The 21,853-nt window shown below is 64.0% G+C and carries 17 protein-coding genes and 1 pseudogene; 14 read left to right on the plus strand and 4 right to left on the minus strand.

Features of this window, described 5'->3' with window-relative positions; genetic code table 11:
• Window positions 1-657: 657 nt before the first annotated feature.
• Window positions 658-3,822 carry an Rne/Rng family ribonuclease gene (locus F758_RS0121400; RefSeq protein WP_024509793.1) on the plus strand — a complete coding sequence of 1,055 codons (3,165 nt, stop codon included), beginning with the start codon at window positions 658-660 and terminating at the stop codon, window positions 3,820-3,822.
• A gap of 237 nt (window positions 3,823-4,059) precedes the next feature.
• On the opposite strand, the gene dctA is transcribed toward F758_RS0121400, so the two are convergent.
• Window positions 4,060-5,382, minus strand: coding sequence for a C4-dicarboxylate transporter DctA (dctA, locus tag F758_RS0121405; protein ID WP_024509794.1), 1,323 nt, complete (start codon window positions 5,380-5,382; stop codon window positions 4,060-4,062).
• 156 nt (window positions 5,383-5,538) lie between these two features.
• Window positions 5,539-6,732 (minus strand): pyridoxal phosphate-dependent aminotransferase, encoded by a 1,194-nt coding sequence (locus F758_RS0121410; RefSeq protein WP_024509795.1) that lies wholly within the window; start codon window positions 6,730-6,732, stop codon window positions 5,539-5,541.
• A gap of 137 nt (window positions 6,733-6,869) precedes the next feature.
• On the opposite strand from F758_RS0121410, the gene F758_RS0121415 reads away from it, so the two are divergent.
• The 10 genes from F758_RS0121415 to aat all read left to right on the plus strand — a co-directional run bounded on the left by F758_RS0121415 (window position 6,870) and on the right by aat (window position 16,851).
• On the plus strand, window positions 6,870-8,279 hold the full coding sequence (locus F758_RS0121415; protein WP_024509796.1) for a M48 family metalloprotease: 1,410 nt from the start codon (window positions 6,870-6,872) through the stop codon (window positions 8,277-8,279).
• Window positions 8,280-8,432: 153 nt separating this feature from the next.
• On the plus strand, window positions 8,433-9,194 hold the full coding sequence (locus tag F758_RS0121420; RefSeq protein WP_024509797.1) for a DsbA family protein: 762 nt from the start codon (window positions 8,433-8,435) through the stop codon (window positions 9,192-9,194).
• 205 nt (window positions 9,195-9,399) lie between these two features.
• Window positions 9,400-10,245, plus strand: coding sequence for a DUF1236 domain-containing protein (locus tag F758_RS0121425; RefSeq protein ID WP_024509798.1), 846 nt, complete (start codon window positions 9,400-9,402; stop codon window positions 10,243-10,245).
• A 235-nt stretch (window positions 10,246-10,480) separates the two neighbouring features.
• Window positions 10,481-10,948 (plus strand): type II 3-dehydroquinate dehydratase, encoded by a 468-nt coding sequence (gene aroQ, locus F758_RS0121430; RefSeq protein ID WP_024509799.1) that lies wholly within the window; start codon window positions 10,481-10,483, stop codon window positions 10,946-10,948.
• Between the two features lie 41 nt (window positions 10,949-10,989).
• On the plus strand, window positions 10,990-11,481 hold the full coding sequence (gene accB / locus F758_RS0121435) for an acetyl-CoA carboxylase biotin carboxyl carrier protein (protein WP_024509800.1): 492 nt from the start codon (window positions 10,990-10,992) through the stop codon (window positions 11,479-11,481).
• Between the two features lie 78 nt (window positions 11,482-11,559).
• Window positions 11,560-12,900: an acetyl-CoA carboxylase biotin carboxylase subunit gene (gene accC, locus F758_RS0121440; RefSeq protein WP_024509801.1), complete on the plus strand. Its 1,341-nt coding sequence runs from the start codon at window positions 11,560-11,562 to the stop codon at window positions 12,898-12,900.
• A 145-nt stretch (window positions 12,901-13,045) separates the two neighbouring features.
• Window positions 13,046-14,572, plus strand: coding sequence for a sensor histidine kinase (locus F758_RS0121445; RefSeq protein WP_024509802.1), 1,527 nt, complete (start codon window positions 13,046-13,048; stop codon window positions 14,570-14,572).
• Window positions 14,569-15,009, plus strand: a complete 441-nt coding sequence (locus F758_RS0121450; RefSeq protein WP_024509803.1) for a response regulator — start codon at window positions 14,569-14,571, stop codon at window positions 15,007-15,009. The genes F758_RS0121445 and F758_RS0121450 overlap by 4 nt, the downstream gene beginning before the upstream one ends.
• The gene (locus tag F758_RS0121455) at window positions 15,006-16,100 is read left to right on the plus strand and encodes a sensor histidine kinase (protein WP_024509804.1); all 1,095 of its coding nucleotides are present in this window, start codon (window positions 15,006-15,008) and stop codon (window positions 16,098-16,100) included. The genes F758_RS0121450 and F758_RS0121455 overlap by 4 nt, the downstream gene beginning before the upstream one ends.
• A gap of 70 nt (window positions 16,101-16,170) precedes the next feature.
• The gene (gene aat, locus F758_RS0121460; protein WP_024509805.1) at window positions 16,171-16,851 is read left to right on the plus strand and encodes a leucyl/phenylalanyl-tRNA--protein transferase; all 681 of its coding nucleotides are present in this window, start codon (window positions 16,171-16,173) and stop codon (window positions 16,849-16,851) included.
• Window positions 16,852-16,980: 129 nt separating this feature from the next.
• Here the strand turns inward: aat and F758_RS0121465 are convergent, their stop codons facing one another.
• A complete protein-coding gene (locus F758_RS0121465) occupies window positions 16,981-17,985 on the minus strand; it encodes a DUF2155 domain-containing protein (protein ID WP_024509806.1) in 1,005 nt (334 codons plus the stop codon).
• A gap of 400 nt (window positions 17,986-18,385) precedes the next feature.
• On the opposite strand from F758_RS0121465, the gene F758_RS0121475 reads away from it, so the two are divergent.
• The 3 genes from F758_RS0121475 to F758_RS0121485 all read left to right on the plus strand — a co-directional run bounded on the left by F758_RS0121475 (window position 18,386) and on the right by F758_RS0121485 (window position 21,532).
• Window positions 18,386-19,624 (plus strand): cation:proton antiporter, encoded by a 1,239-nt coding sequence (locus F758_RS0121475; protein ID WP_024509808.1) that lies wholly within the window; start codon window positions 18,386-18,388, stop codon window positions 19,622-19,624.
• Between the two features lie 154 nt (window positions 19,625-19,778).
• Complete coding sequence (locus F758_RS50900) at window positions 19,779-19,949, plus strand: hypothetical protein (protein WP_198026536.1); 171 nt, start codon at window positions 19,779-19,781, stop codon at window positions 19,947-19,949.
• 458 nt (window positions 19,950-20,407) lie between these two features.
• Window positions 20,408-21,532 carry a helix-turn-helix domain-containing protein gene (locus F758_RS0121485; protein ID WP_024509809.1) on the plus strand — a complete coding sequence of 375 codons (1,125 nt, stop codon included), beginning with the start codon at window positions 20,408-20,410 and terminating at the stop codon, window positions 21,530-21,532.
• A 2-nt stretch (window positions 21,533-21,534) separates the two neighbouring features.
• Here the strand turns inward: F758_RS0121485 and F758_RS53305 are convergent.
• Window positions 21,535-21,853, minus strand: a pseudogene (locus tag F758_RS53305) (IS701 family transposase); the annotation flags it as partial.

Consider the following 21,853-nt stretch of genomic DNA (forward strand, 5'->3'; position numbering starts at 1 on the left):
TGCAGGGTTAATGATACCCTAACGCAACAGGACTGAATAAAGGTAAGTGTGGCGGCCAAGCGACGCTCCCTTGCGCGGGGGCGTCAATCCTCGTATGTAACCTGTGCTGACGGCCATTACTGCCGGTTGTGTCGCGTTCAGCCTCCCGGTGCAGCGCCGGAACCTTCCGTTTTTGAAGATTCCAGCGTTTCCGACTTCTCTGCAAAGCCAGCGCGAGCCGCGCGGCCCAATCTGGAGAAGCGGTTTCGAGCCCGAGCGGCGTCCAGTCCCAGGTGATTTTGTTCCAGGGACGGTTTCGAGCGGCGGCATGGCCAGATACCGGACCCCGGACAAGGGTCCCCTGTGATCCAAAGGCGAGCGCCCCAAGCGCCGCATGGGTTGTCAGCAACCGATAAGGCGGCCGCTTCTGCCGCCAACTGTTCCAGACGGGCCGACGCTTGATGCGCCAGACTGTGATGCCGATGAAAACCAGCGGAAGACCCGCGCCGATGCGGAGCCAACGCTCCACGCGACGCCTCTTCCCGCAGGGTTCGGCTGGGCGTCCCGGGTTGCGTTTCGGCCTTCCCCTCACCCCCGAATCAGGTGGACCGTCGCGTCACCCGGCGGCGCGATATGCGCTTCCCGTGATCCGCGCGCGCCGCCTTCAAGAGTTTAAAGATGCCCAACAAAATGTTGATCGATGCCACCCACCCGGAAGAGACCCGGGTTGTCGTGGTCCGCGGCAATCGTGTCGAGGAGTTTGATTTCGAGACCGCTCAGCGCAAGCAGCTCCGCGGCAATATCTACCTGGCCAAGGTGACGCGGGTAGAACCATCACTGCAGGCGGCCTTTGTCGAATATGGCGGTAACCGCCATGGCTTTCTGGCCTTCAGCGAAATCCATCCCGACTATTACCAGATCCCGGTCGCCGATCGCCAAGCGCTGATCGAAGCCGAAGAACGCGCCCATCGCGAGGCCGAGGAAGAGAACGAAAACCGTTCCAGCCGCCGCCGCTCTCGCCATCGCAGCTCGCGCCGGCGTGACCGTGACGAGCGCATCAGGAGCGGGATCGTCGAGGCTGCGGAAGCTGCCCCCGGCGGCGAGGCGACCGAGCCGCAAGAGACCGCCGAGCATCTGCACTCAGATGCCGAAGCGACAGCACCGCATGAGGACGCTGGGCATGACGACGCCGCGGCCCGCGGCGAGGCGCATGAGCATGAGCATCACGACGATGAGCATGCGCATGATGATCACGACGGTCATGACGATCACTATGATCAGGACGAACACGGCCATGAGCCGCATGCCGAGGGCGCGCATGAGGACGCCGTCCCGGCTGCGGCTTCGCGCGAAGTTCCCGCCTCCGTAGCGGCCGTTGCGCCTGACGTGCTGGAGGCCCCCGAAGTTCACGAGGTCGACGACCACACCAAGGACGAAGTCGAGACGCTTCAGCATGGCGCGGATGCGCCCGAGGCCTCCGACGGCGAGCATGCCTCCGACGAACATGCCGCCGAGGATGAGGTCGCGTCCCCCGCTGACGAGCAGGCGGCTGCGCCCGCCGACGAGGAGGCTCACGAAGAAGAGGACGAGGAAACCGACGAGGCCGAGGAGACCGAGGAAGACCTCGTCGAGTCCGTTGGCGGCGACGACGTGCTGGAGGAAGTGCCCGAGCGGTCGTTCCGCCCGCGCCGCCAGTACAAGATCCAGGAAGTCATCAAGCGGCGCCAGGTGATGCTGGTGCAAGTCGTGAAGGAAGAGCGCGGCAACAAGGGCGCAGCGCTGACCACCTATTTGTCGCTGGCCGGCCGCTACGCGGTGCTGATGCCCAACACGGCACGCGGCGGCGGCATCAGCCGCAAGATCACCTCCGCCCAGGACCGTTCGCGGCTGAAGGAAGTGGTGCAGGATCTGGATGTACCCGAGGGCATGGGCATCATCCTGCGCACAGCTGGAGCGTCGCGCACGCCCCAGGAGATCAAGCGCGACTTCGAATATCTGCTCCGCCTCTGGGAGACCGTGCGCGACACCACGCTGAAGTCGCAGGCGCCGACCCTCGTTTATGAGGAAGGCTCGCTGATCAAGCGCTCGCTGCGTGACCTCTACAACAAGGAGATCGACGAGATCCTGGTCGCCGGCGAACCCGGCTACCGCGAAGCGCACGACTTCATGAAGATGCTGATGCCTTCCAATGTGAAGGTGGTGAAGCAATATCGCGACGGCCAGCCGCTGTTCTCGCGCATGGGCGTGGAAAGCCAGTTGGACGCGATGTTCTCACCAGTCGTGCAGTTGCGTTCCGGCGGCTACATCGTGATCAACCAGACCGAAGCGCTGGTCTCGATCGACGTCAACTCCGGCCGCGCCACCCGCGAGCACCACATCGAGGACACCGCGCTGAAGACGAATCTGGAGGCGGCCGAAGAGGTCGCGCGCCAGCTTCGTTTGCGCGACCTCGCCGGCCTGATCGTCATCGATTTCATCGACATGGACGAGAAGCGCAACAATCGCGCGGTCGAGCGCAAGCTGTCGGATTGCCTGCGGCAGGATCGCGCGCGCATCCAGGTCGGCCGCATCTCGCATTTCGGCCTTTTGGAGATGTCGCGCCAGCGGATCCGCGCCAGCGTGCTCGAGAGTTCCACCGAGCCCTGCCCGCAATGCGGCGGCACCGGCCATGTACGCTCGGTCTCCTCGGTCGCGCTGCAGCTCTTGCGGGGCCTTGAGGAAATCCTGATGAAGGGCGCGACCCACAATCTCGTGGTCCGCACCCGTACCGATGTCGCGCTCTATGTGCTCAACCACAAGCGCGGCCACCTGCGCGACCTCGAGAACAGCTTCAAGGTCACGCTCTCGGTGATTGCCGATCCCACCGTGAGCGGCCAGCAATCCTACATCATCGATCGTGGCGAGCAGGTCCATACGCTCGAGGCCGCCAAGGCGCTGCTCGCCGCGCAAGCGGCCGCCGCCCCGCCGCCGAGCGAGGAGATTTACGAGGAGGAAGAGCCCTTCGACATCGAACGCGAATCCGAGGTGGAAACCGAGGAGACGGAGGGACTCTCCGACGAGGTTTCGGCCCGGGAGGCCGGCGAAGGCGAAGCGCCGCAGGAAGGTCCGCGCCGCAGGCGGCGTCGGCGCCGGCGTGGCCGCGGCGGCGGTGGCGAGGTTCGCGAAGGCGCGCCGCGCGAGGAGCAGGAAGGCATCTTTGCCGAGCCGGGCGCCGTTTCCGAGGCGCAGGCCGAGGAAGGCGAAGCCGAGGAGGACGAATCCGAAGAAGCCGTTGCGCGTGCCGATCAGGCGGCGGGCGGCGAGCGGCGACCGCGCCGGCGGGGCCGTCGCGGCGGGCGGCGCCGACGCGGTGCTGGCGGCACGGACGATGGATTGGCCGGCTCGATCGCCGACGAACTCGTGCCGCCTCCGGACTCCGAAGCCGTCAATGCGGTTGCCGATTTCGACAGCGGCACCTCGCCTGCAACGTTACCCGAGGCGCAGCCGGGACCCATTGCGCCGGCTCCCGAACCGCAGCCCGCGCCCGAACCTGCCGCGCAGGAAGTGGCAAGCGCACCAACGGCGGAGGCGAGCCCTGAGCGTGCCGCAGAACCCGAGAAGCATGTGCCGCGACGTTCGACCGTGCGCGAGAAGGTCACTTTCCTGTCCGCAGCGGGGCCGGGCGAGGCCGAGCAAGCGCCCGCAGCCGAATCTGCGCCGGCGCCCGTGAGCCAGGCCGAGCCTGCTCCGTCGCCTGAACCGGCGCCCGCTGCTCCAGCGGCGCCCGCTGCCGAGGCGCCCACCGAGGCCGCCCCGCCACGCCGGGCCGGCTGGTGGTCGCGCCGCTTCGGCCGAAGCGAATAACGAGCTGGCAATAGCGCTCTTAAAAAAACCGCCCGGCGAACCGGGCGGTTTTTGTTTTGGCTCGTCCTTCAGAGCGACCTCTTGAGAGGTCATTCCGGGGCGCTCGCAAAGCGAGCGAACCCGGAATCGAGAGGTTGCGCCGCGAGATTCCGGGCTCAGCCCGGAGCCTGTCATCGGGCGGCGCGAAGCGCCGACCCGTTGGGGCTGCCCGGAATGACGGAGAAAGACTGCAACCGCCTATCCTGTCGTGATCGCAGTCTCGACGTCGGTGGGATCGACTTGCTGATTGAGTCGTGCGTGCAGCGTGGCATGGTCGAGCTCGCCTTCCCACCAGGATACGAACACCGCGGCGACACCGTTGCCGGTGATGTTCGTGAGCGCACGCACCTCGCTCATGAATTTGTCGATCGAGAAGACGATCGCCATGCCCGGCACCAACGCCGGATTGACCACCGTCAGCGTCGCTGCCAGGGTGATGAACCCCGCACCGGTGACACCGCTTGCGCCTTTCGAAGTCAGCATCGCCACGACCAGGATGGTGAGCTGCTGGACGAAGGTCAGATCGACGCCGAGCGCTTGCGCGATGAACAGTGTCGCCAGTGTCATGTAGATGTTTGTGCCGTCGAGATTGAAGGAGTAGCCGGTCGGGACCACGAGGCCGACCACCGGCTTCGAACAGCCCAGCCGCTCCAGTTTTTCCATCAACTGCGGCAGCGCGCTTTCAGACGAAGACGTGCCGAGCACGATCAGCAGCTCATCCTTGATGTAGGCGATGAACTTGAAGATGGAGAAGCCGACGAAGCGCGCGATCAGGCCGAGCACGATCACGACGAACAGCGCCGCCGTGGCATAGAACAGCGTGATCAACCCGATCAGATTGCCGAGCGCGGACGGCCCGAATTTGCCGATCGTGTAGGCCATAGCGCCGAACGCGCCGACCGGCGCCGCCTTCATAACAATGGCGATGACGCCGAACACCGCGTGCGCGGCGTCGTCGATCATGCCGCGCAGCTTCTCGCCCCGCTCACCCAGCGCCATCAGTGAGAAGCCGAACAGGATGGCAAACAGCAGCACCTGCAGAATATCGCCGCGCGCCAGCGCCCCAACCACGCTGTCGGGGATGATGTTGAGGATGAAATCGACGGTCTTGGAGGCCTCCGCCTGCTTGACGTAGTTGGCCACCGCCGCCGCGTCGGGCTTGGCCGCGAGCCCATGGCCGATCTGAAACAGATTGCCCATGATCAGACCGACGGTCAGGGCGAAGGTGGACACGATCTCGAAGTAGACAAGCGCCTTGACGCCGACGCGGCCGACCTTTTTCGCGTCCTGAATATGCGCAATACCCGAGACCACGGTGCAGAAGATGATCGGCGCGATCACCATCCTGATCAGCTTGATGAAGCCGTCGCCGAGCGCCTTGACCCAGTCACTGGTCGCCAGATGGGGCCACTGCCAGCCGACCACGACGCCGATCAGGATCGCGATCAGCACCTGGACGTAGAGAATCTTGTACCAACGGCGCGACGGCTGGGCCGGCGCCGCGGTTGTGATGGTTGCCATAAGGTTCTGTTCTTCCCTAAACTACGATACGAGCCGCAGCTGCGCTTACGCGCAGGCGGCGTTCTCATCCCCGGCGCAAGCACCCAAGGCCAATTATGTCAAGGGTGTCAATGCCGGTTGCGGCTTTGTGAAGCGTATTCTACCCGCGCGATCAGGTCATGCCCTGCCCAGCCAGCGCCCGATCCGCGCGACCGCCTCGCGCATATCATCGGCGGAACGCGCGTAGGAGAAGCGCAGGAAATTGCGGCCGTGGAGCGGATCGAAGTCGATGCCCGGCGTCGCCGCGACATGCGCCTCCTCGAGCATCCGCCAGGCAAAGGCAAGGCTGTCGGAGGTAAAGTCGGATACGTCCGCATAGAGATAGAAGGCTCCATCGGCGGGCAGGAATTTGGTCAGCCCTGCCCGTGGCAAGCCTTCGATCAGGATGCGACGATTTTCCACATATCCGCGCTTGACCCCCTCCATCTCCCCGGTCCCATCGAAAGCCGCCTCCGCCGCAAATTGCGACAAGGTCGGTACCGAGATCGCAAGGTTCTGCTGCAGTCGTTCGATCGGGCGCACCAGCGCCTCCGGTACCACCATCCACCCGATCCGCCAGCCGGTCATGCAGAAATATTTCGAGAACGAGTTGATGACGAGTGCGTGCGGCGACAGCTCCGCCGCGGTGACCGCAGGAAAGGCGTAGTCGAGGCCATGGTAGATCTCATCCGAAATGAAGCGAATACCGGCGTCTTCCGCCGCCGCGATCAGCCCGGTCATGGCTTCCCTGGACATCATCGTGCCGGTCGGATTGGCGGGACTTGCGACCAGCACGCCCTTGAGCGGCTTCTTGCGATGTGCCGCAAGCAGCGCCTCGCCTGTGAGCGCGTGCCGGGTTTCGCTTGAGGTTTCGATCAACACCGGCTCGCAGCCGAGCGCCGTAAGGATGTGCCGATAGGGCGGATAGCCGGGCACGGTGACCGCGACGCGATCGCCGGGTTCGAAGGCGGCGAGAAACGCCAGGATGAACGCGCCGGACGAGCCCGTGGTGACCACGATTCGCCCGGGATCGACCGGACAGTGATAAGTATCGAGGTAATGGCGGGCGATGCGTTGGCGCAGCGACAGAATGCCGAGCGCGGAGGTGTAGTCGATCCGCGCGCCATCAAGCGCCCGGTGGGCCGCGGCAATCGCACTCCCGGGCGCAGGAGCTGCCGGCTGCCCGACCTCCATGTGGATGACATGGCCGCCCGCGGCCTCGATTCGCTCGGCCGCCGCCATCACGTCCATCACCATGAACGGCGGAACATCGCCGCGGTGGGACGCGGCCTGCAGCAGTTCCAGACGGTTTCTCACAGTCGCTTCAAGCATTGATATCTGCTATTTCCGTTCGCGCCGGGAACAGGCATCTCCGCGGGCCCGCGGGGGTGCCCCAGACTAGCCGCATTCGGCGGTTTGTTAGGGCATAGCCGGTATCGAGCCTGCCGCCAATTGCTAAAGACCGCTCAATGTTGCTCCGCTTCGCATTCAGGAACAGAACGTCTGGCGTCATCGCCGCCACGGTCGCCGCCGCGCTTGCGCTTTCCCCGGTTGCTCCCGCTTTTGCGCAGGCAGAGAACAAGGGCCCGCCGATCCTGCGCGACACCGAGACCGAACAACTCCTGCGCGAGTACACCCGGCCGATCCTGCGCACCGCAGGACTCGAAAAGCAGAATATCAACGTCGTCATCATCAACGATTCCGCCTTCAACGCCTTCGTCGCCGACGGTCGCCGGATCTTCGTCAACTATGGCGCTATCGTGCAATCGGAGACGCCGAACCAGTTGATCGGCGTGCTCGCGCATGAAACGGGCCACTTGGCCGGTGGACACCTCGCCAAGCTGCGCCAGCAATTGGCCTCGGCGCAGACGCAGATGATCATCGCCTTGCTGCTCGGCGCCGGCGCCATGGCCGCAGGCGCGGCCACAGGGGGCAACAACGGGCTCGCCAATGCCGGGGCCGCCGCGGTCGCCGGGCCGCAGGAAATGATCCGCCGCTCGCTTTTGTCCTATCAGCGCCAGCAGGAAGAGAATGCGGACCGCGCCGGCGTGAAATTCCTGACCGCCACCGGCCAGTCCGCGAAGGGGATGTACGAGACGTTCAAGCGCTTCACCACCGACAGCCTGTTCTCCGCACGCGGCGCCGACCCCTATCTGCAGTCGCATCCAATGCCTGCCGATCGCGTCGCCGCGTTGGAAGGCCTCGCGCGCTCCAGTCCTTATTGGGACAAGAAGGATTCGCCCGAGTTGCAATTGCGACACGACATGGTGCGCGCCAAGATCTCAGCATTCATGGAGCGGCCGGACACCGTGTACCGCCGCTATCCCTTATCCAACACCAGCCTGCCGGCGCGTTATGCGCGGGCGATTGCAACTTATCTGCATGGCGACCTGCGCAGCGCGCTGGCCCAGATCGACGGGCTGATTCAAGCCCAGCCGAACAATCCGTATTTCTACGAGCTGCGCGGGCAGGCCCTGCTCGAGGGAGGCAAGCCGGCCGAGGCCATCGCTCCGCTGCGCAGGGCTGTCCAGCTTTCCAACAACGCACCGCTCATCGAGATGTTACTTGGGCAGGCGCTGGTGGCCACGGATAACAAAGCCTACACTGACGAAGCGATTTCCATCCTTCGTTCGGCGGTGGCGCGCGAGAGTGAGGCGCCGCTCGGTTACACCCAGTTGGCCATGGCCTATGGCCGGAAGGGAGACTATGGGGAGGCCGATCTGGCCTCGGCCCAAGCCGCCTATCTGCGCGGCGACAACAAAACCGCACGCGAGCTTGCCTCGCGGGCGAAAACACGTTTCGCGGTCGGCACGCCCGGATGGGTCAGGGCCGACGATATCGTCTCGGCCAAGCCGTTGCCCGGCCAAAAGGGCAACTGATCCGGGACCCAAGCACGATCCGGAAAGCCGGGTACCGGTTCTTCCGGAAGGATCGTGTGCAAGAAGAACATGAACCAGGCTGAGATACTGAAAGACGCAATTTTGGCTTTGGGGATTTCAGGACACCGGCTGTCACGCAAAAAGGATCTGCCAATGCGCTTCTTCCGCCCGCTCGCCCCTGCCCTGTTCGCGCTCTCGCTTTGCGGCGGGCTGCCCGTGGCCTCGGCCCAGAGCTTCAACGATGCGCAGCGCAGCGACATCGAAGCCATCGTCAGGAACTATCTCGTCACCCATCCCGAGGTGCTCGAAGAGGCGATGAACGAGCTCTCCAAGCGCCAGGCCGCCGCGGAGCAAGCAAAGCACGAAGCGACGATCGCGCAGAATGCCGACGCGATCTTCAACTCGCCGCGCGGCGTCGTGCTCGGCAACAAGGACGGCGACGTCACCTTCGTCGAGTTCTTCGACTATAATTGCGGCTACTGCAAGCGCGCGATGACCGACATGCTCGACCTTCTGAAGACCGATCCCAAGCTGAAGGTCGTGCTGAAGGAGTTTCCGGTCCTGAGCGAAGGCTCGGTCGAGGCGGCGAAGGTCGCGATCGCGGCTCGCATGCAGGATCCGAAGAAGTATCTCGACTTCCACACCAGGCTGCTCGGCGGTCGCGGTCCAGCCGACAAGGCGCGCGCACTGCAAGCGGCCAAGGATTCAGGATACGACACGGCGCGCATCGAAAAGGATCTCAGCAGCCCCGAGATCAAGGCGACGATCGAGGAGAATTTGAAGCTCGCCGAAGAGATGGGCTTGAACGGCACGCCGAGCTACGTGATCGGCAAGCAAATCGTCGTCGGCGCCGTCGGTCTCGACGGGCTGAAGGAAAAGATCGGCATGGCGCGCTGCGGCAAGGCCACCTGCTGAAGATCATCACTCACTGTCAGACATCGCTCGCAAGGCCGGCTCAAGCGCCGGCCTTTTTCTTTGCGCATGAAGCCGGGCCGCGCTGCGGTTTCACATTCATTATGCATTCAGGAAACAAAACCAAAGGAACCACGGATCTGCCGGAACCACTCACTCCTCCTGCCGTTGACGGCGCGGGCAATGCTGAAAATCTGAGGAGAGAGGAATGACTAATCGCTTTTTGGTCTCGGTTGCTGCGCTCGCGCTCATCGCCGGGACGGGCTTCGTCAACGCGCAAGGAACCGGCGGCCGCGAGTCTGGCGGTGCGCAGCAGATGCAGAACGCGCCTTCATCCGCCGGTGGCGGCGCCACGGGCGGTGCTGCAACTGAGAATCGTGAAAGCAGCAAGGGCGGTGCTTCGTCCGGCATGAAGGCCGAACAGAAATCATCGACCACCGGCCAGAGCCAGCGCTCCGAAGAGAACGCGCCCGGAAGCAAGTCGAAGAGCATGAGCTCCGAGAACGAAAGCAAGGGCTCCAAGGGCATGAAGGCGGAAGGCCAAGAGGGCCGCAACGCCGAGAAGAATGCGCAGACCAAGACCGGCCATGAGGCCGAGAAGAACGCGCAGACCAGGGAAGGCCGCAAGGAGAACCAGAACGCGCAGGGCCAGACCCGCACGAATGAGATGAACGCGCAGGGTCAGAGCCGCACCAAGGAGATGAACGCGCAAGGCCAGAACCGCACCAACGAAATGAATGCGGAAACCCGGACCGGCGGCAGGTCGGAGACAACGGTCGGCGCGGCTGGCTCCGCAGGTAAATTATCAACCGAGCAGCGCACCAAGATTGTCGACGTGATCCGGAGCGAGCACGTTGCGCCGGTCAACAATGTCGACTTCGCGGTCTCGGTCGGCACCCGCGTTCCGCGCGAGCGCATCAGCCTGCGTCCGCTGCCGACGCAAGTGGTTGAGGTCTACCCGGAGTGGCGGGGCTACGAGTTCTTCCTGGTCCGCAACGAAATCGTCGTGGTCGACCCGAACTCGCTCGAGATCGTCGCCGTTCTGCCGGCCTGACGGATCTGACGAGCGCAAGCAAAGAAGGCGGGCCGGTGCGGCCCGCCTTTCTGTTGCCCTGCGGGACCGGCCTTGTCCACGGGGGTTTGGTTAATCAATGTTTTCGGCAGGTTTTGCACGGCTTTTTCCGAGGTGGATGAAAGCCTTGGGACCCGTTCCTCGCCTCGTTTAGGCTTCCCCTTGACGACTTTGTTACCTATAAGGGCCGCCACCTGCCCACATTGCCGGGATTGGGATGGCCAAAGCACCTGAGCAGACGATCTATGTTCTCAACGGCCCGAACCTCAATTTATTGGGGACGCGGGAGCCGGAAACTTATGGTCATGCCACGCTGGCCGATGTCGAGAAGCTCTGCACGGAAACGGCTGCGCAATTCGGTCTGCACGCCGATTGCCGGCAATCCAATCACGAGGGCGAGCTGGTCGATTTCATTCACGAGGCCCACGCCAAGAAGGCCGTCGGCATCGTGATCAATGCCGGCGCCTATTCGCACACCTCGATCGCGCTGCATGATGCGCTTGTCGCGGTGAAAATACCGGCGGTCGAAGTGCATGTCAGCAACATCCACGCCCGCGAGAGCTTTCGTCATCACTCGTTCACTGCGGCGGCCGCCTTCGCCAGCCTGTGTGGGTTCGGCATCGACGGCTACCGACTTGCGATCAACGGCCTTGCCGCCCGGATTGGCGCGAAGGTCAAAGCCTGACGCTTTCCTCGTCACGTAACAGAGAGTTTCGGATCAAGACCATGGCGCGCCAGCCAGACGACAAAGCAGCCGCAAAGTTTTCCAGCGAGGACAGTGCGCTCATTCGCGAGCTCGCCCTCCTGCTCGACGAGACCAGCCTGAGCGAGATCGAGATCGAGCGTGCAGGTCTTCGGGTGCGCGTGGCGCGCAGCATCAATATCGCGACCTCTGTGCCGGTTCCTGTTCAGCCGGCCGCTGCAGCGCCGACGCCGGCGCCGTCCGTGCCCGCGGCGGCCGCCGCGATGGACCTCAGCAAGCACCCGGGCGTGGTGCCCTCGCCCATGGTTGGCACCGCCTATTGGGCGCCCGAGCCCGGCGCGAAGCCCTTCATCGAGGTGGGCGCGAAGGTCGCACAGGGCCAGACGCTTCTGATCATCGAGGCCATGAAGACGATGAATCAGATTCCATCGCCGCGCGCCGGCACCGTAACGCAGATCCTTGTCGAAGACGGCCAGCCGGTCGAATTCGGCGAACCGCTGGTGATCATTGAGTAGAGGGCGAATGGCGTATGGCAAGCAGCGAATAGCCGTCCTTCCATTCGCTATTCGCCGCTCCCTATTCGCTGCAACATGATGTTCGATAAAATCCTCATAGCCAATCGCGGCGAGATCGCGCTTCGCATTTTGCGGGCCTGCAAGGAGCTCGGCATCGCAACGGTCGCGGTGCATTCGACCGCCGATGCCGATGCGATGCATGTGCGGCTTGCGGATGAGAGCGTCTGTGTCGGCCCGCCGCCCTCGAAGGACAGCTACCTCAACGTGCCGGCGTTGCTCGCCGCCTGCGAGATCACCGGCGCCGACGCGGTGCATCCCGGCTACGGCTTTCTGTCAGAGAACGCGCGCTTTGCGGAAATTCTGGCCGATCACAATCTGCACTTCATCGGCCCGAAAGCCGACCACATCCGCCTGATGGGCGACAAGATCGAGGCCAAGAAGACGGCCAGGAAGCTTGGCATTCCCGTGGTGCCGGGCTCGGACGGCGCGGTCGCGCCCGACCAGGACGCGATGGCGATCGCAAAGTCGATCGGCTTTCCCGTGCTGGTAAAGGCGGCCGCCGGCGGCGGCGGGCGCGGCATGAAGGTGGCGCACACCGAGGCCGATCTGGCGCTTGCGCTCAGCACGGCCGCCAACGAAGCCAAGGCTGCCTTTGGCGACGCTTCGGTCTATCTGGAAAAATATCTGCAAAAGCCGCGCCACATCGAGATTCAGGTTCTTGGTGATGGCCGCGGCGGCGCGATCCATCTCGGCGAGCGCGACTGCTCGCTGCAGCGGCGCCATCAAAAGGTCTGGGAAGAAGGCCCCTCGCCCGCGATCGATGCGGCCTCGCGCGCCAAGATCGGATCGACCGTCGCCAAGGCGATGCAACAGTTGAAATATCTCGGCGTCGGCACGGTGGAGTTCCTGTACGAGGACGGCGAGTTCTACTTCATCGAGATGAACACGCGTATCCAGGTTGAACATCCCGTCACGGAGATGATCACCGGGCTCGACCTCGTGCTCGAGCAGATCCGCATCGCCGCCGGCGGCGATCTGCCGCTCACCCAGGATGAAGTGACCATCACGGGCCACTCGATCGAATGCCGGGTCAATGCCGAAAACCCCGTGACCTTCCGTCCCTCACCCGGCAAGATCTTGCAATATCATCCGCCCGGCGGCCTTGGCGTGCGGATCGATTCGGCGGTCTACCAGGGTTATGTGATCCCGCCTTACTACGACTCGCTGGTCGGCAAGCTGATCGTCCATGGCAAGACCCGCGCCGAGTGCTTGATGCGACTGCGACGGGCGCTCGACGAAATGGTGGTCGAGGGCATCGAGACCACGCTGCCGCTGTTCCGCGCACTGGTGCGCGAACCCGCCATCATCGACGGCGACTATCACATCCATTGGCTCGAACAGTATCTGGCCGGCCAGTAACCGGGCTGAGCCGGCCACGACGCAAAAACAGCCGTCAAAAAACACCCATGGCCCGGGAACCTTTGATCGGGTTCCGCGTTTGCGTGCGTCAACGCTTCGCTCGGGGGACGTCGATTTCCTCAACATTACTGGACGCAAATTGGCTGTGACGCCTGAAGTGTGGCACAGGCGCGCGCTGTGGCAGTTCCTGCCGCTTGCGGCGGGATTTTTGGTGCTTGTGGCCATCAGCGCCGGCTCGGTGCTGCTGGTCTACAAATCCAGGGACGACAGCGCCGCGGTGGTGCATACCATTGAGGTCGAGAACCAGACCAACGCGCTGTTGCTCGAAATCCGCCGCGCGGAAAGCTCCGCGCGTGGCTATCTCCTGACCTCGGCGCAGGACTTCCTCGGCGATCATCAGGAAGCCGTGGCGGCGATCCATCCCGAACTCGACAAGCTGGAATGGCTGACGCAGGACAACCCGGTCCAGCGCGAAAACGTGCGCAAACTCCGCTCCGCGATCGAAATGCGGCTCAGCCAGTTCGCGCGGGAGATGGACTCGGTCAAGGCCGGCAATCCGACCGCCGCCGCGGAGCTGGTGCGCGAGGCGGCCGCGGGCAATACGACGGCGACGATCCGTGACATCGCCAATGAGATGCTCACGGAGGAAAATCGGCTGTTTGCGATGCGCAGCGCCAGCGCGGAGCACAGTCAGTGGCTGGCCTCGACCGTGACGATTGCGGGCTCGGCGCTTGTGATCGTGCTTGCCGGCATCTCCATGGTGCTGCTGCGTCGCTCGGCACGCGCACGTGACGAAGCGGAAGCGATGCTGCGCGACGCCAACCTCAATCTCGAAGCAACCGTCGATGAGCGCACGGCGGACTTACGGGAAGCCAATGATGAGATTCAGCGCTTCGCCTATATCGTCAGCCACGACTTGCGCTCGCCGCTGGTCAACATCATGGGCTTCACCAGCGAGCTGGAAGAGCTGCGCCACGACATTTTCAAGCGCATAGCTTCGCTCGGCCGCGCCGTTGCGTCCGCGCAAGCGCCGGTCGTCTCGATCGAGACCGAGCCGGTGCTCGAGGGCGTCGACCTGAAACTGTCGCAGGAGTTTTCGGAGGCACTCGGCTTTATCAAATCGTCGATCGCCAAGATGGACCGGTTGATCTCGGCCATCCTCAACCTGACCCGCGAGGGTCGGCGCCAATTCGAGCCGGTGCCCATCGACATGCGCCAGCTTATCGAGAGCATCGTCGCGACGCTGGCGCATCAGGCGGCCGAGGCCGACGCGACCGTTGATATCGGGAACCTGCCGAACCTGGTCAGCGACCGCCTCGCGCTGGAACAGATCTTTTCCAATTTGATCGATAATGCGATCAAATATCTGAGACCCGGAGTTCCCGGCGAGATCTCGGTAAAAGGGCGAACCAAGCTTGGCTTTGCCATCTTTGAGGTCAGCGACAACGGCCGCGGCATTGATCAGAAAGATCATCAGCGGATCTTCGATCTGTTCCGCCGGGCGGGAACCCAGGACAAGCCCGGCCAGGGCATCGGACTTGCCCATGTTCGCGCACTCGTGCGACGGCTTGGAGGAACAATGTCGGTCGCATCGGAACTTAACAGCGGCAGTACCTTCACGATCACGCTCCCCTTGAAGTGGAACGCAACCAATCGGAAGCAGGACGCATGACGACGCCCGTCACCATCATCATGATCGAGGACGACGAAGGCCACGCCCGCCTGATCGAGCGGAACATTCGTCGTTCCGGCGTGAACAACGAGATCATCCCGTTCAGCAACGGTACAGACGCGCTCAACTATCTGTTCGGCCGTGACGGCAGCGGTGCCGGACACAGGGGGCAGGCGTTCCTGATTCTGCTCGACCTCAATCTGCCCGACACGACAGGGATCGAGATTCTGCGGCAGCTCAAGGAAAACAAGTATCTGAAGAGCGCCCCTGTCGTGGTCCTGACCACCACCGACGACTCTCAGGAGATCAAGCGGTGCTACGAGCTGGGTTGCAACGTCTACATCACCAAGCCGGTCAACTACGAGAGCTTTGCGAACGCCATTCGCCAGCTCGGTCTGTTCTTTTCCGTGATCCAGGTACCCCCGGCCACGATATGACCGCTGAAATGCCGACGCTGCTCTATATCGACGACGACGACGCCTTGGCGCGCCTGGTCGAGCGCGGCTTGAGGCGGCTCGGCGGCTTCAAGGTGCTGCATGCGAAGAGCGGAGCGGAAGGCCTTGAGCGGATCACGGCCGGCGGTGTCGACGTGGTCGCCCTCGACCAGTACATGCCGGGCCTCGACGGGCTCGAGACGCTGGAGCGTATCCTGGCCATTCCCGATGCGCCGCCGGTCGTGTTCGTCACCGCCTCGCAGGATTCCAGCATTGCCGTCACCGCGCTCAAGGCCGGCGCCGCCGACTACCTGGTCAAGGACGTTCAGGGCGATTTCATCCCGCTGTTGCAGGTCGCTGCCGACGGCGCGCTGAAACAGGCGCGCCTGCAAAAGGCGCGCGACGAGGCCGAGGCCGAAGTGCACGCCTCGCGCGACCGCTTTGCCGCGCTCGCCGCCGAGCGTGAGGTGTTGTTGCGCGAAGTCAATCATCGCGTCGGCAACAGTCTGCAGATCATCGCTTCGCTTCTGCATCTCCAGGCCAATTCCGCGACCCAGGACGACGTCAAGGCGGCGCTCACCAACGCCATGGGCCGCGTCGCCGCGGTCGCGCAGGTGCATCGCCGTCTCTACACCTCTCATGATTTGAAGAGCGTGGTGCTCAATCAATATCTGGAGTCGCTGCTCGATGATCTCAGGCGTTCCGCCGAAGGCAACCGGATGTCGCGATTGACGCTCAAGGCCGAGCCGATCGAGATCGATCCCGACAGGGCGGTTGCGATCGGCATCATTGTCAATGAGCTGGTGATGAACGCGGTGAAATACGCCTATCCGGACGGTTCGGGGCCAATTCACGTCGACCTGCGGGCTGCAGGCGACGAGCTCGTGCTGTCGATCGCCGACGAAGGCGTGGGCGACAGCGCGCCCACCGACCCGCGCTCGACCGGCATGGGACAGCGCATCGTCAGCGCCATGGCCGCCAAGCTCGAGGCGAGCGTTGCGCGCGACCCGGATCATGGCGGCACCAAGATCGTGCTCCGCTTCCCGCGCGCCAAGGCCTCGGCCGCCAAATCCGCCAGCGCCGCCGCAGGCTGAAGCTTCTCGGTCGCAACAGCGGCTGGCAACGGCCATCGCGCGGGTGCGTTTGCCCTGCTATGCTCGGGCCATGACCTCCCGCGACTCCGCCTCATCCGAAATCACGCCGGAAGTGCTGTTGCGCGCCTACGCCTGCGGCATCTTCCCGATGGCCGAGAGTGCCGACGACCCGAGCCTGTTCTGGGTCGAGCCGGAGATGCGCGGCATCATCCCGCTCGACGGATTCAGAATTGCATCGCGGCTGGCGCGCACGGTGCGCGCGGACATCTTCACGGTCAGGGTCAACACGGCTTTCAAAGCCGTGATCGCGGGCTGCGCGGCGCCGCAGGAAGGGCGCGAAGATACCTGGATCAACAAGCGCATCCGCGATCTTTATCTGGGGCTGCACGAAGTCGGGCATTGCCATAGCGTGGAGACCTGGCAGGGTGACGAACTGGTCGGCGGGCTCTACGGGGTGAGCCTCGGCCGTGCCTTTTTCGGCGAGAGCATGTTCCACCGCGCCCGCGACGCTTCAAAGGTCGCGCTGGTGCATCTTGTCGCGCGGCTGATCGCCGGCGGCTTCGAGCTGCTCGACACGCAATACGTGACAGAACATTTGAAGACCTTTGGCGCGATGGAGATCCCGCGCCGGCGCTACACCGCCCTGCTCGACAAGGCCTTGCACGGGCCTCCCGGGGATTTTGAGCGACTGCCGGTCGACCGGCCGATCCCGGGTACAGAGGCCCTCGCGATCATCGCGGCGCGGGGTTAGCCCGAGACTTCACTTCAACTGTCATCCCGGGGCGCCTCGAAAAGGCGAACCCCAGATGTGCAATGGCACATCGGGGAATCTCGAGATTCCGGGTTCACGCTTCGCGAGCCCCGGAATGACGGAGACCAATTACCTGAAAATCCCGAACAGGCCGCCCGATTGCGGCGGGGGCGGAGGCGGCGGCTGTTGCTGGGTCTGCTGCTGCGGCGGCGGAGCTGGTGGCGGTGGCGGCGCAGGACGGGGCTGTTTCGGTCCCGGCGGGCGCTTCTGCTGCGCGACCGGTGACGGCGCGGGTTTCGGCTGATCGGCGGTTGGCGCGGCGCTGACCACGGTCGTCTCCGGTTCCTTACAATCGGTCAGCCAAATATCGTAAACCGGATGCTCGACCGCGTGCAGGCCCGGGCTCGATGCAAACATCCAGCCCGAAAAGATCCGCTTCACCTCGCCTTGCAGCGTAATCTCGTCGACCTCGACAAAGGCATCCGTGTTGGCGGCCTCGGTCGCCGGCCGGGTATAGCAGGCGTCCGTCTTCACCCGCAGCGCACCGAACTGTACGGTTTCCCCGATCGCCTCGTCGAAATCGATGATGCGGCCGGTGATCTTGTCGAGCCCGGCAAAGCTCGCCTTCTTGTTGACGATCTTCTGGGCCGGCGGCTCGGTGACCACCTCGTCGCCGGGCTGCAGCGTCGCGGGCGGCTGCGGCACACCCTTGGGCTGGCGTTGCCCCGGCGCCAAGCCCGGCAACACCGGATTGGTGCCCGGCGGCACATTAGCCTGTTGCTGGCCCGGTTGCGGGGGCGCCACCGCGATACCCGGCGAGGCGTTCTGCGGAACGACTGTCGTGCCGGGCACGGGTGCAAGCGGCTGGGATTGCACCGGACCCGGCAAGGCCGCGCCTTGCCCCGGCATTGGGCGGTTCGGCGCCGGCAGCACCCGCCCGCCCTGCGGCAGTTCGGGCACCTCTTCCTCGTCATCCGGCGGGGGCTGTTCGCCACGGCGGGGAACGCTGCCCGGCGGCCGCGGTGGCGGATCGGAAAAAATCGTGCCGATCTGCGCGCGCGCCGGCGGCACAAGCGCGATCCCTGCAGCGGCAAAAACGGCCGCAAAACTGGCCAAGACGATGGTTCGAAGCATCTCGCGCGGCTTTAGCTTAAGCGAATCGGGTTCCACGTCATTGTACAGGTGTACAAGATCAACCGCCGCTCGCAGGCGCTCCGGTTAACACGCCGAATACGGCGGGGAAAGGGCCGCTCCTGGACCCCCGTCCTTCTGGCAGGCGGCAACTCCAGGTGGGATACGGATGCAGGGCCCCTTGAGAAACCTTGCCGGCGCGATCGCGTTGACGGCGCGCGAGCGCGGCACCCCGGCGCTGGCCGGCAAGGTCCTGATCCCTGATCTGACCGATCGCCATTTCCCGGATGCTTCAGGATGGGCAAATTCCTCCAGCGGGCTAATGTTGTTGCGCGCGCGATCGGCGCCTCGCTAAGGACGCTCGGCTAAGCCCGCGCGTCCTTCTTCTCTGGATTGGCTTCGCGTGGAACCCTTAGCCTCGATCGAGATCGCAAAGCACACGCTTCTGAGCTGCGGACTGATCCTTGCGATCGGCACGATCGGCGGTTTCCTGGCGCAGCGCATCCGGATTCCCGATATCGCGATCTTCCTGCTTGCGGGGATCGCGATCGGCCCGCATGGGCTCACGCTGATCGACATTTCCGCGGCTTCGGCGCTGAACCAGATCATCCTGCTGTTCGGCGCAAGCTACATCCTGTTCGACGGCGGGGCGGCGCTGCGCCTGGACGTGCTGAAGCAGGTCTGGATCACCATCGTCGTCCTGGCGACGGTCGGCGTCCTGATCACCGCTGTTATCACCGGGCTTACGGCTTACCTCGTGTTCGGGATGCCGCCGGTGCTCGCGCTACTGCTCGGTGCAACCATCTCATCGACCGATCCGGCGACGCTGGTGCCGATCTTCCGGCAGCTCCGAATCCGCGATCGCGTCGCGCAGACCGTAATGAGCGAATCGGCCTTCAACGACGCCATGGCCGCGATCCTCACCTTTTACGTGCTGGCCTTTGCGACGAGCAGCGGCGCCTTTTCGCTCGGCGGCGCCATATTCGATCTGTTCAAACAGGCCGCGGTCGGCCTCCTCGCCGGGATCGCGCTCGGCTATCTCGCGGCGCTCCTGATCGCGCATGAGCGCTGGGCGGTGCTTGCCGAATATGCGCCGGTCGTCACCTTGGTCGCCGTGATCGGCGCCTATTTTGCCGCGAGCGGGCTGCAGGCATCCGGCTTCATGGCGGTGTTCGTGTTCGGCATCGTGCTCGGCAACAAGGAGGCGCTGGGCTTTCGGATGGAGCCGGGCGAAGCGCAAAAGCTCAACGAATTTGTCCTGACCACCGCCTTCATCATGCGCCTGTTCATCTTCATGCTGCTTGGGGCACAGCTTGATTTCAGCGAGATGGTGCACCACTGGCAGGGCGGTGTGGCGGTCGCTTTGGTGCTGATGTTCGTGGCGCGCCCCATCACGGTCTTTCTCTGCGCCCTGCCCGACCGCCGCGCGCGCTGGACGATGGCCGAACTTCTCTTCATGTGCTGGAGCCGCGAGACCGGCGTGATCCCGGCAGCGCTCGCCGGCCTCCTGCTCGGAAGCCGAGCTCCCGCCGCCCATCTGATCGCTTCGGTCACCTTCATCATCATCGTGATGACGATCCTGATCCAGGCGCCGACAACGGAATGGTTGGGGCGCAAGCTCGGACTGTTGGAGAAGGATTAGCGGGCAGGTCCCGATGGTGTAACTTCCCGCAAAACAAGACGGCCCCGGAGCAACTTGGAACGCCGGGGCCGTCGCCAATGTCGAACGTCCAAGCTCGACATCGAAGACGCTAGCGGACACCCGGGATGTTACAAAATCACGAGCGCGCGATGCCATGACAACCCTGGCAAAACTCCTGGCCCAGAAACAGCAGCTCTTGGACCGGCTGCAGGCAGATCCGGGTCCCCACGAGCGCGAGGAGATCGAACGCCTTCTCGCTGAGATCGACGAGGCGCTCACTCTTCTGGACGAGGCCCGCCCAGGCACGTCGGGCGAGGAAGAATGACTTGCCGCGGCAATGCCGGAGATAAGCGTGTCGATGTTTTCGCTACAGCAGGACCGCCCTTTTTCGAGGCCCCGCCCGGCGCGAAGGTCAGCCACAATGGCTGCCCATCCTTTGATCATGCCGGAGCTGGAATGAAAATTGTTAGGTAATGAAATTCCCGAATCCAATATTTCTCTGTTCATCAGCCAGGACAACACGTTGACTCCCGCCGTCTACGACGGTCGAGCGCGGCGTGCCGACGAGCGCGATGCAGGTCGTAAGGCGAAGCCTGTTGCCGTTTCCCCACGTTCCTGCGAGATAGGCCCTATACGCGTGCAAGGCGGGTTGCCGTCAAGCCTGCGGAAGCCGATCGAAACGTTCAATCAATAGATTGAGACAAAACCTCAAGTCAGGTGACGGTCAGGGCGACCTTCCGGCGCTCCCCTTCCCTCGACGGAAGAGCTTTGCGCTGGAAGATCATGACAAGCAGCCGATCATCGGTGGACGAAGAGTGCGGACCTGCTCTGGACGGTGAGAGCGCCTCGGTTTCCGCCCTGCTGCCGAGCTTCGGGTTCACGGCCGAGCAGATGGGAGCGGACGAGAATATTTCGGCGTGGCGAGAGGCCGTGGCGACGCTGTTCGACGTCGACGAATTGGCGTCCGGCGAACCGGACAGGTTTCGTGCTGATCTCCGCTCCTATGCCATGGGGCCTGTCGTCCTTGGCCTCGCCCGCGCCAGCGGTCAGCGCTTCCGGCGCACGCCTGAGACCATCGCCCGCAGCGGGGTCGATCACATCATTCTGCAACTCTACATGAAAGGCGGCTATGACGGCCGGGCGGGCAATTTTCCGATTGGCGTCAGGGCGGGCGATATCTGCGTGCTCGACCTTGCGCAGACGCTCGAGACGCGGGCGACGGTCTTCGAGAACCTCACGCTCGTCGTGCCACGCCCTATGTTCGACGCCCACCTGATCAAGGTCGAGGACCTGCACGGCCTGGTGCTGCCGGGCGAAGGAGCGCTCGCTCGCCTCATGGCGAGACATCTGGCTGCTCTATTCGAATATGCGCCGCGTATGACCCTCGACGAATGCCAATCGGTCGTGGAAGGCACAGTTTCGTTTCTCGTCGCCTGCCTCAGGGGCGAACTGCAACGTCGCGATGCCGATCGCATAGGGGCGGCGGAAGCCTCGCTGTTCCGAATCCGCCGATACATCGAGGCCCGCCTTGCCGATGCCGACCTGACGGCCAATTCGGTGGCGGCGCATTTTGGCTTGTCACGGGCCTCACTCTACCGCCTGTTCATGCCGGTCGGCGGCGTCGCCGACTATATTCGCAGCCGCCGTCTGCATCGCGCATTCTTCGATCTAGCCACGACCACGTCGCGGCCAACACGAATTAGCGAGGTCGCCCGGCGCTGGCAGCTCGGCAGCGATGCCCACTTCACGCGCTTGTTCAAAGCAGCCTACGGCATCACGCCGAGCGCCGCGCGCGAAGCAGCGCTGCTCGGGACGGGCATGCAGAAGGGTCCCGGTCGCGCAGGCGCCGAGGCATCAACCCTCACGCGCTGGATGCGGGAAATGGCTCCGCCGCAAGCCACGGATTAGTTCTACTGCGTCACAAATTGCTGCGCCGTTTGGATTTCGTGATCGGGGCAGTACAGCATGGGCATCGCGGCAGCGTCTGAACAAGAGCTGTGATAAGCCGCCGGCGAAGAGTCGCGATCGAGTTCGGAATGTGCCGTTCCGGCCTCAGAGGCGGAGCCTCTGGGTCGGTAACCGCTGGATACGGCAAGCTTCGGGCGTATCCNGGTGGAACCAACTGTTGAGGGGGGAATCGTCGTCCGCTCGCAAATCAGGAATCCGTAGGCCGCAATGCACAGCGTGGCGTGGTGATGGAAGCCGCGCCATCCGCGGCCCTCGAAATGC

Origin of the sequence: Bradyrhizobium sp. ARR65, from assembly GCF_000472385.1 — a bacterium.
Lineage (GTDB): Bacteria > Pseudomonadota > Alphaproteobacteria > Rhizobiales > Xanthobacteraceae > Bradyrhizobium.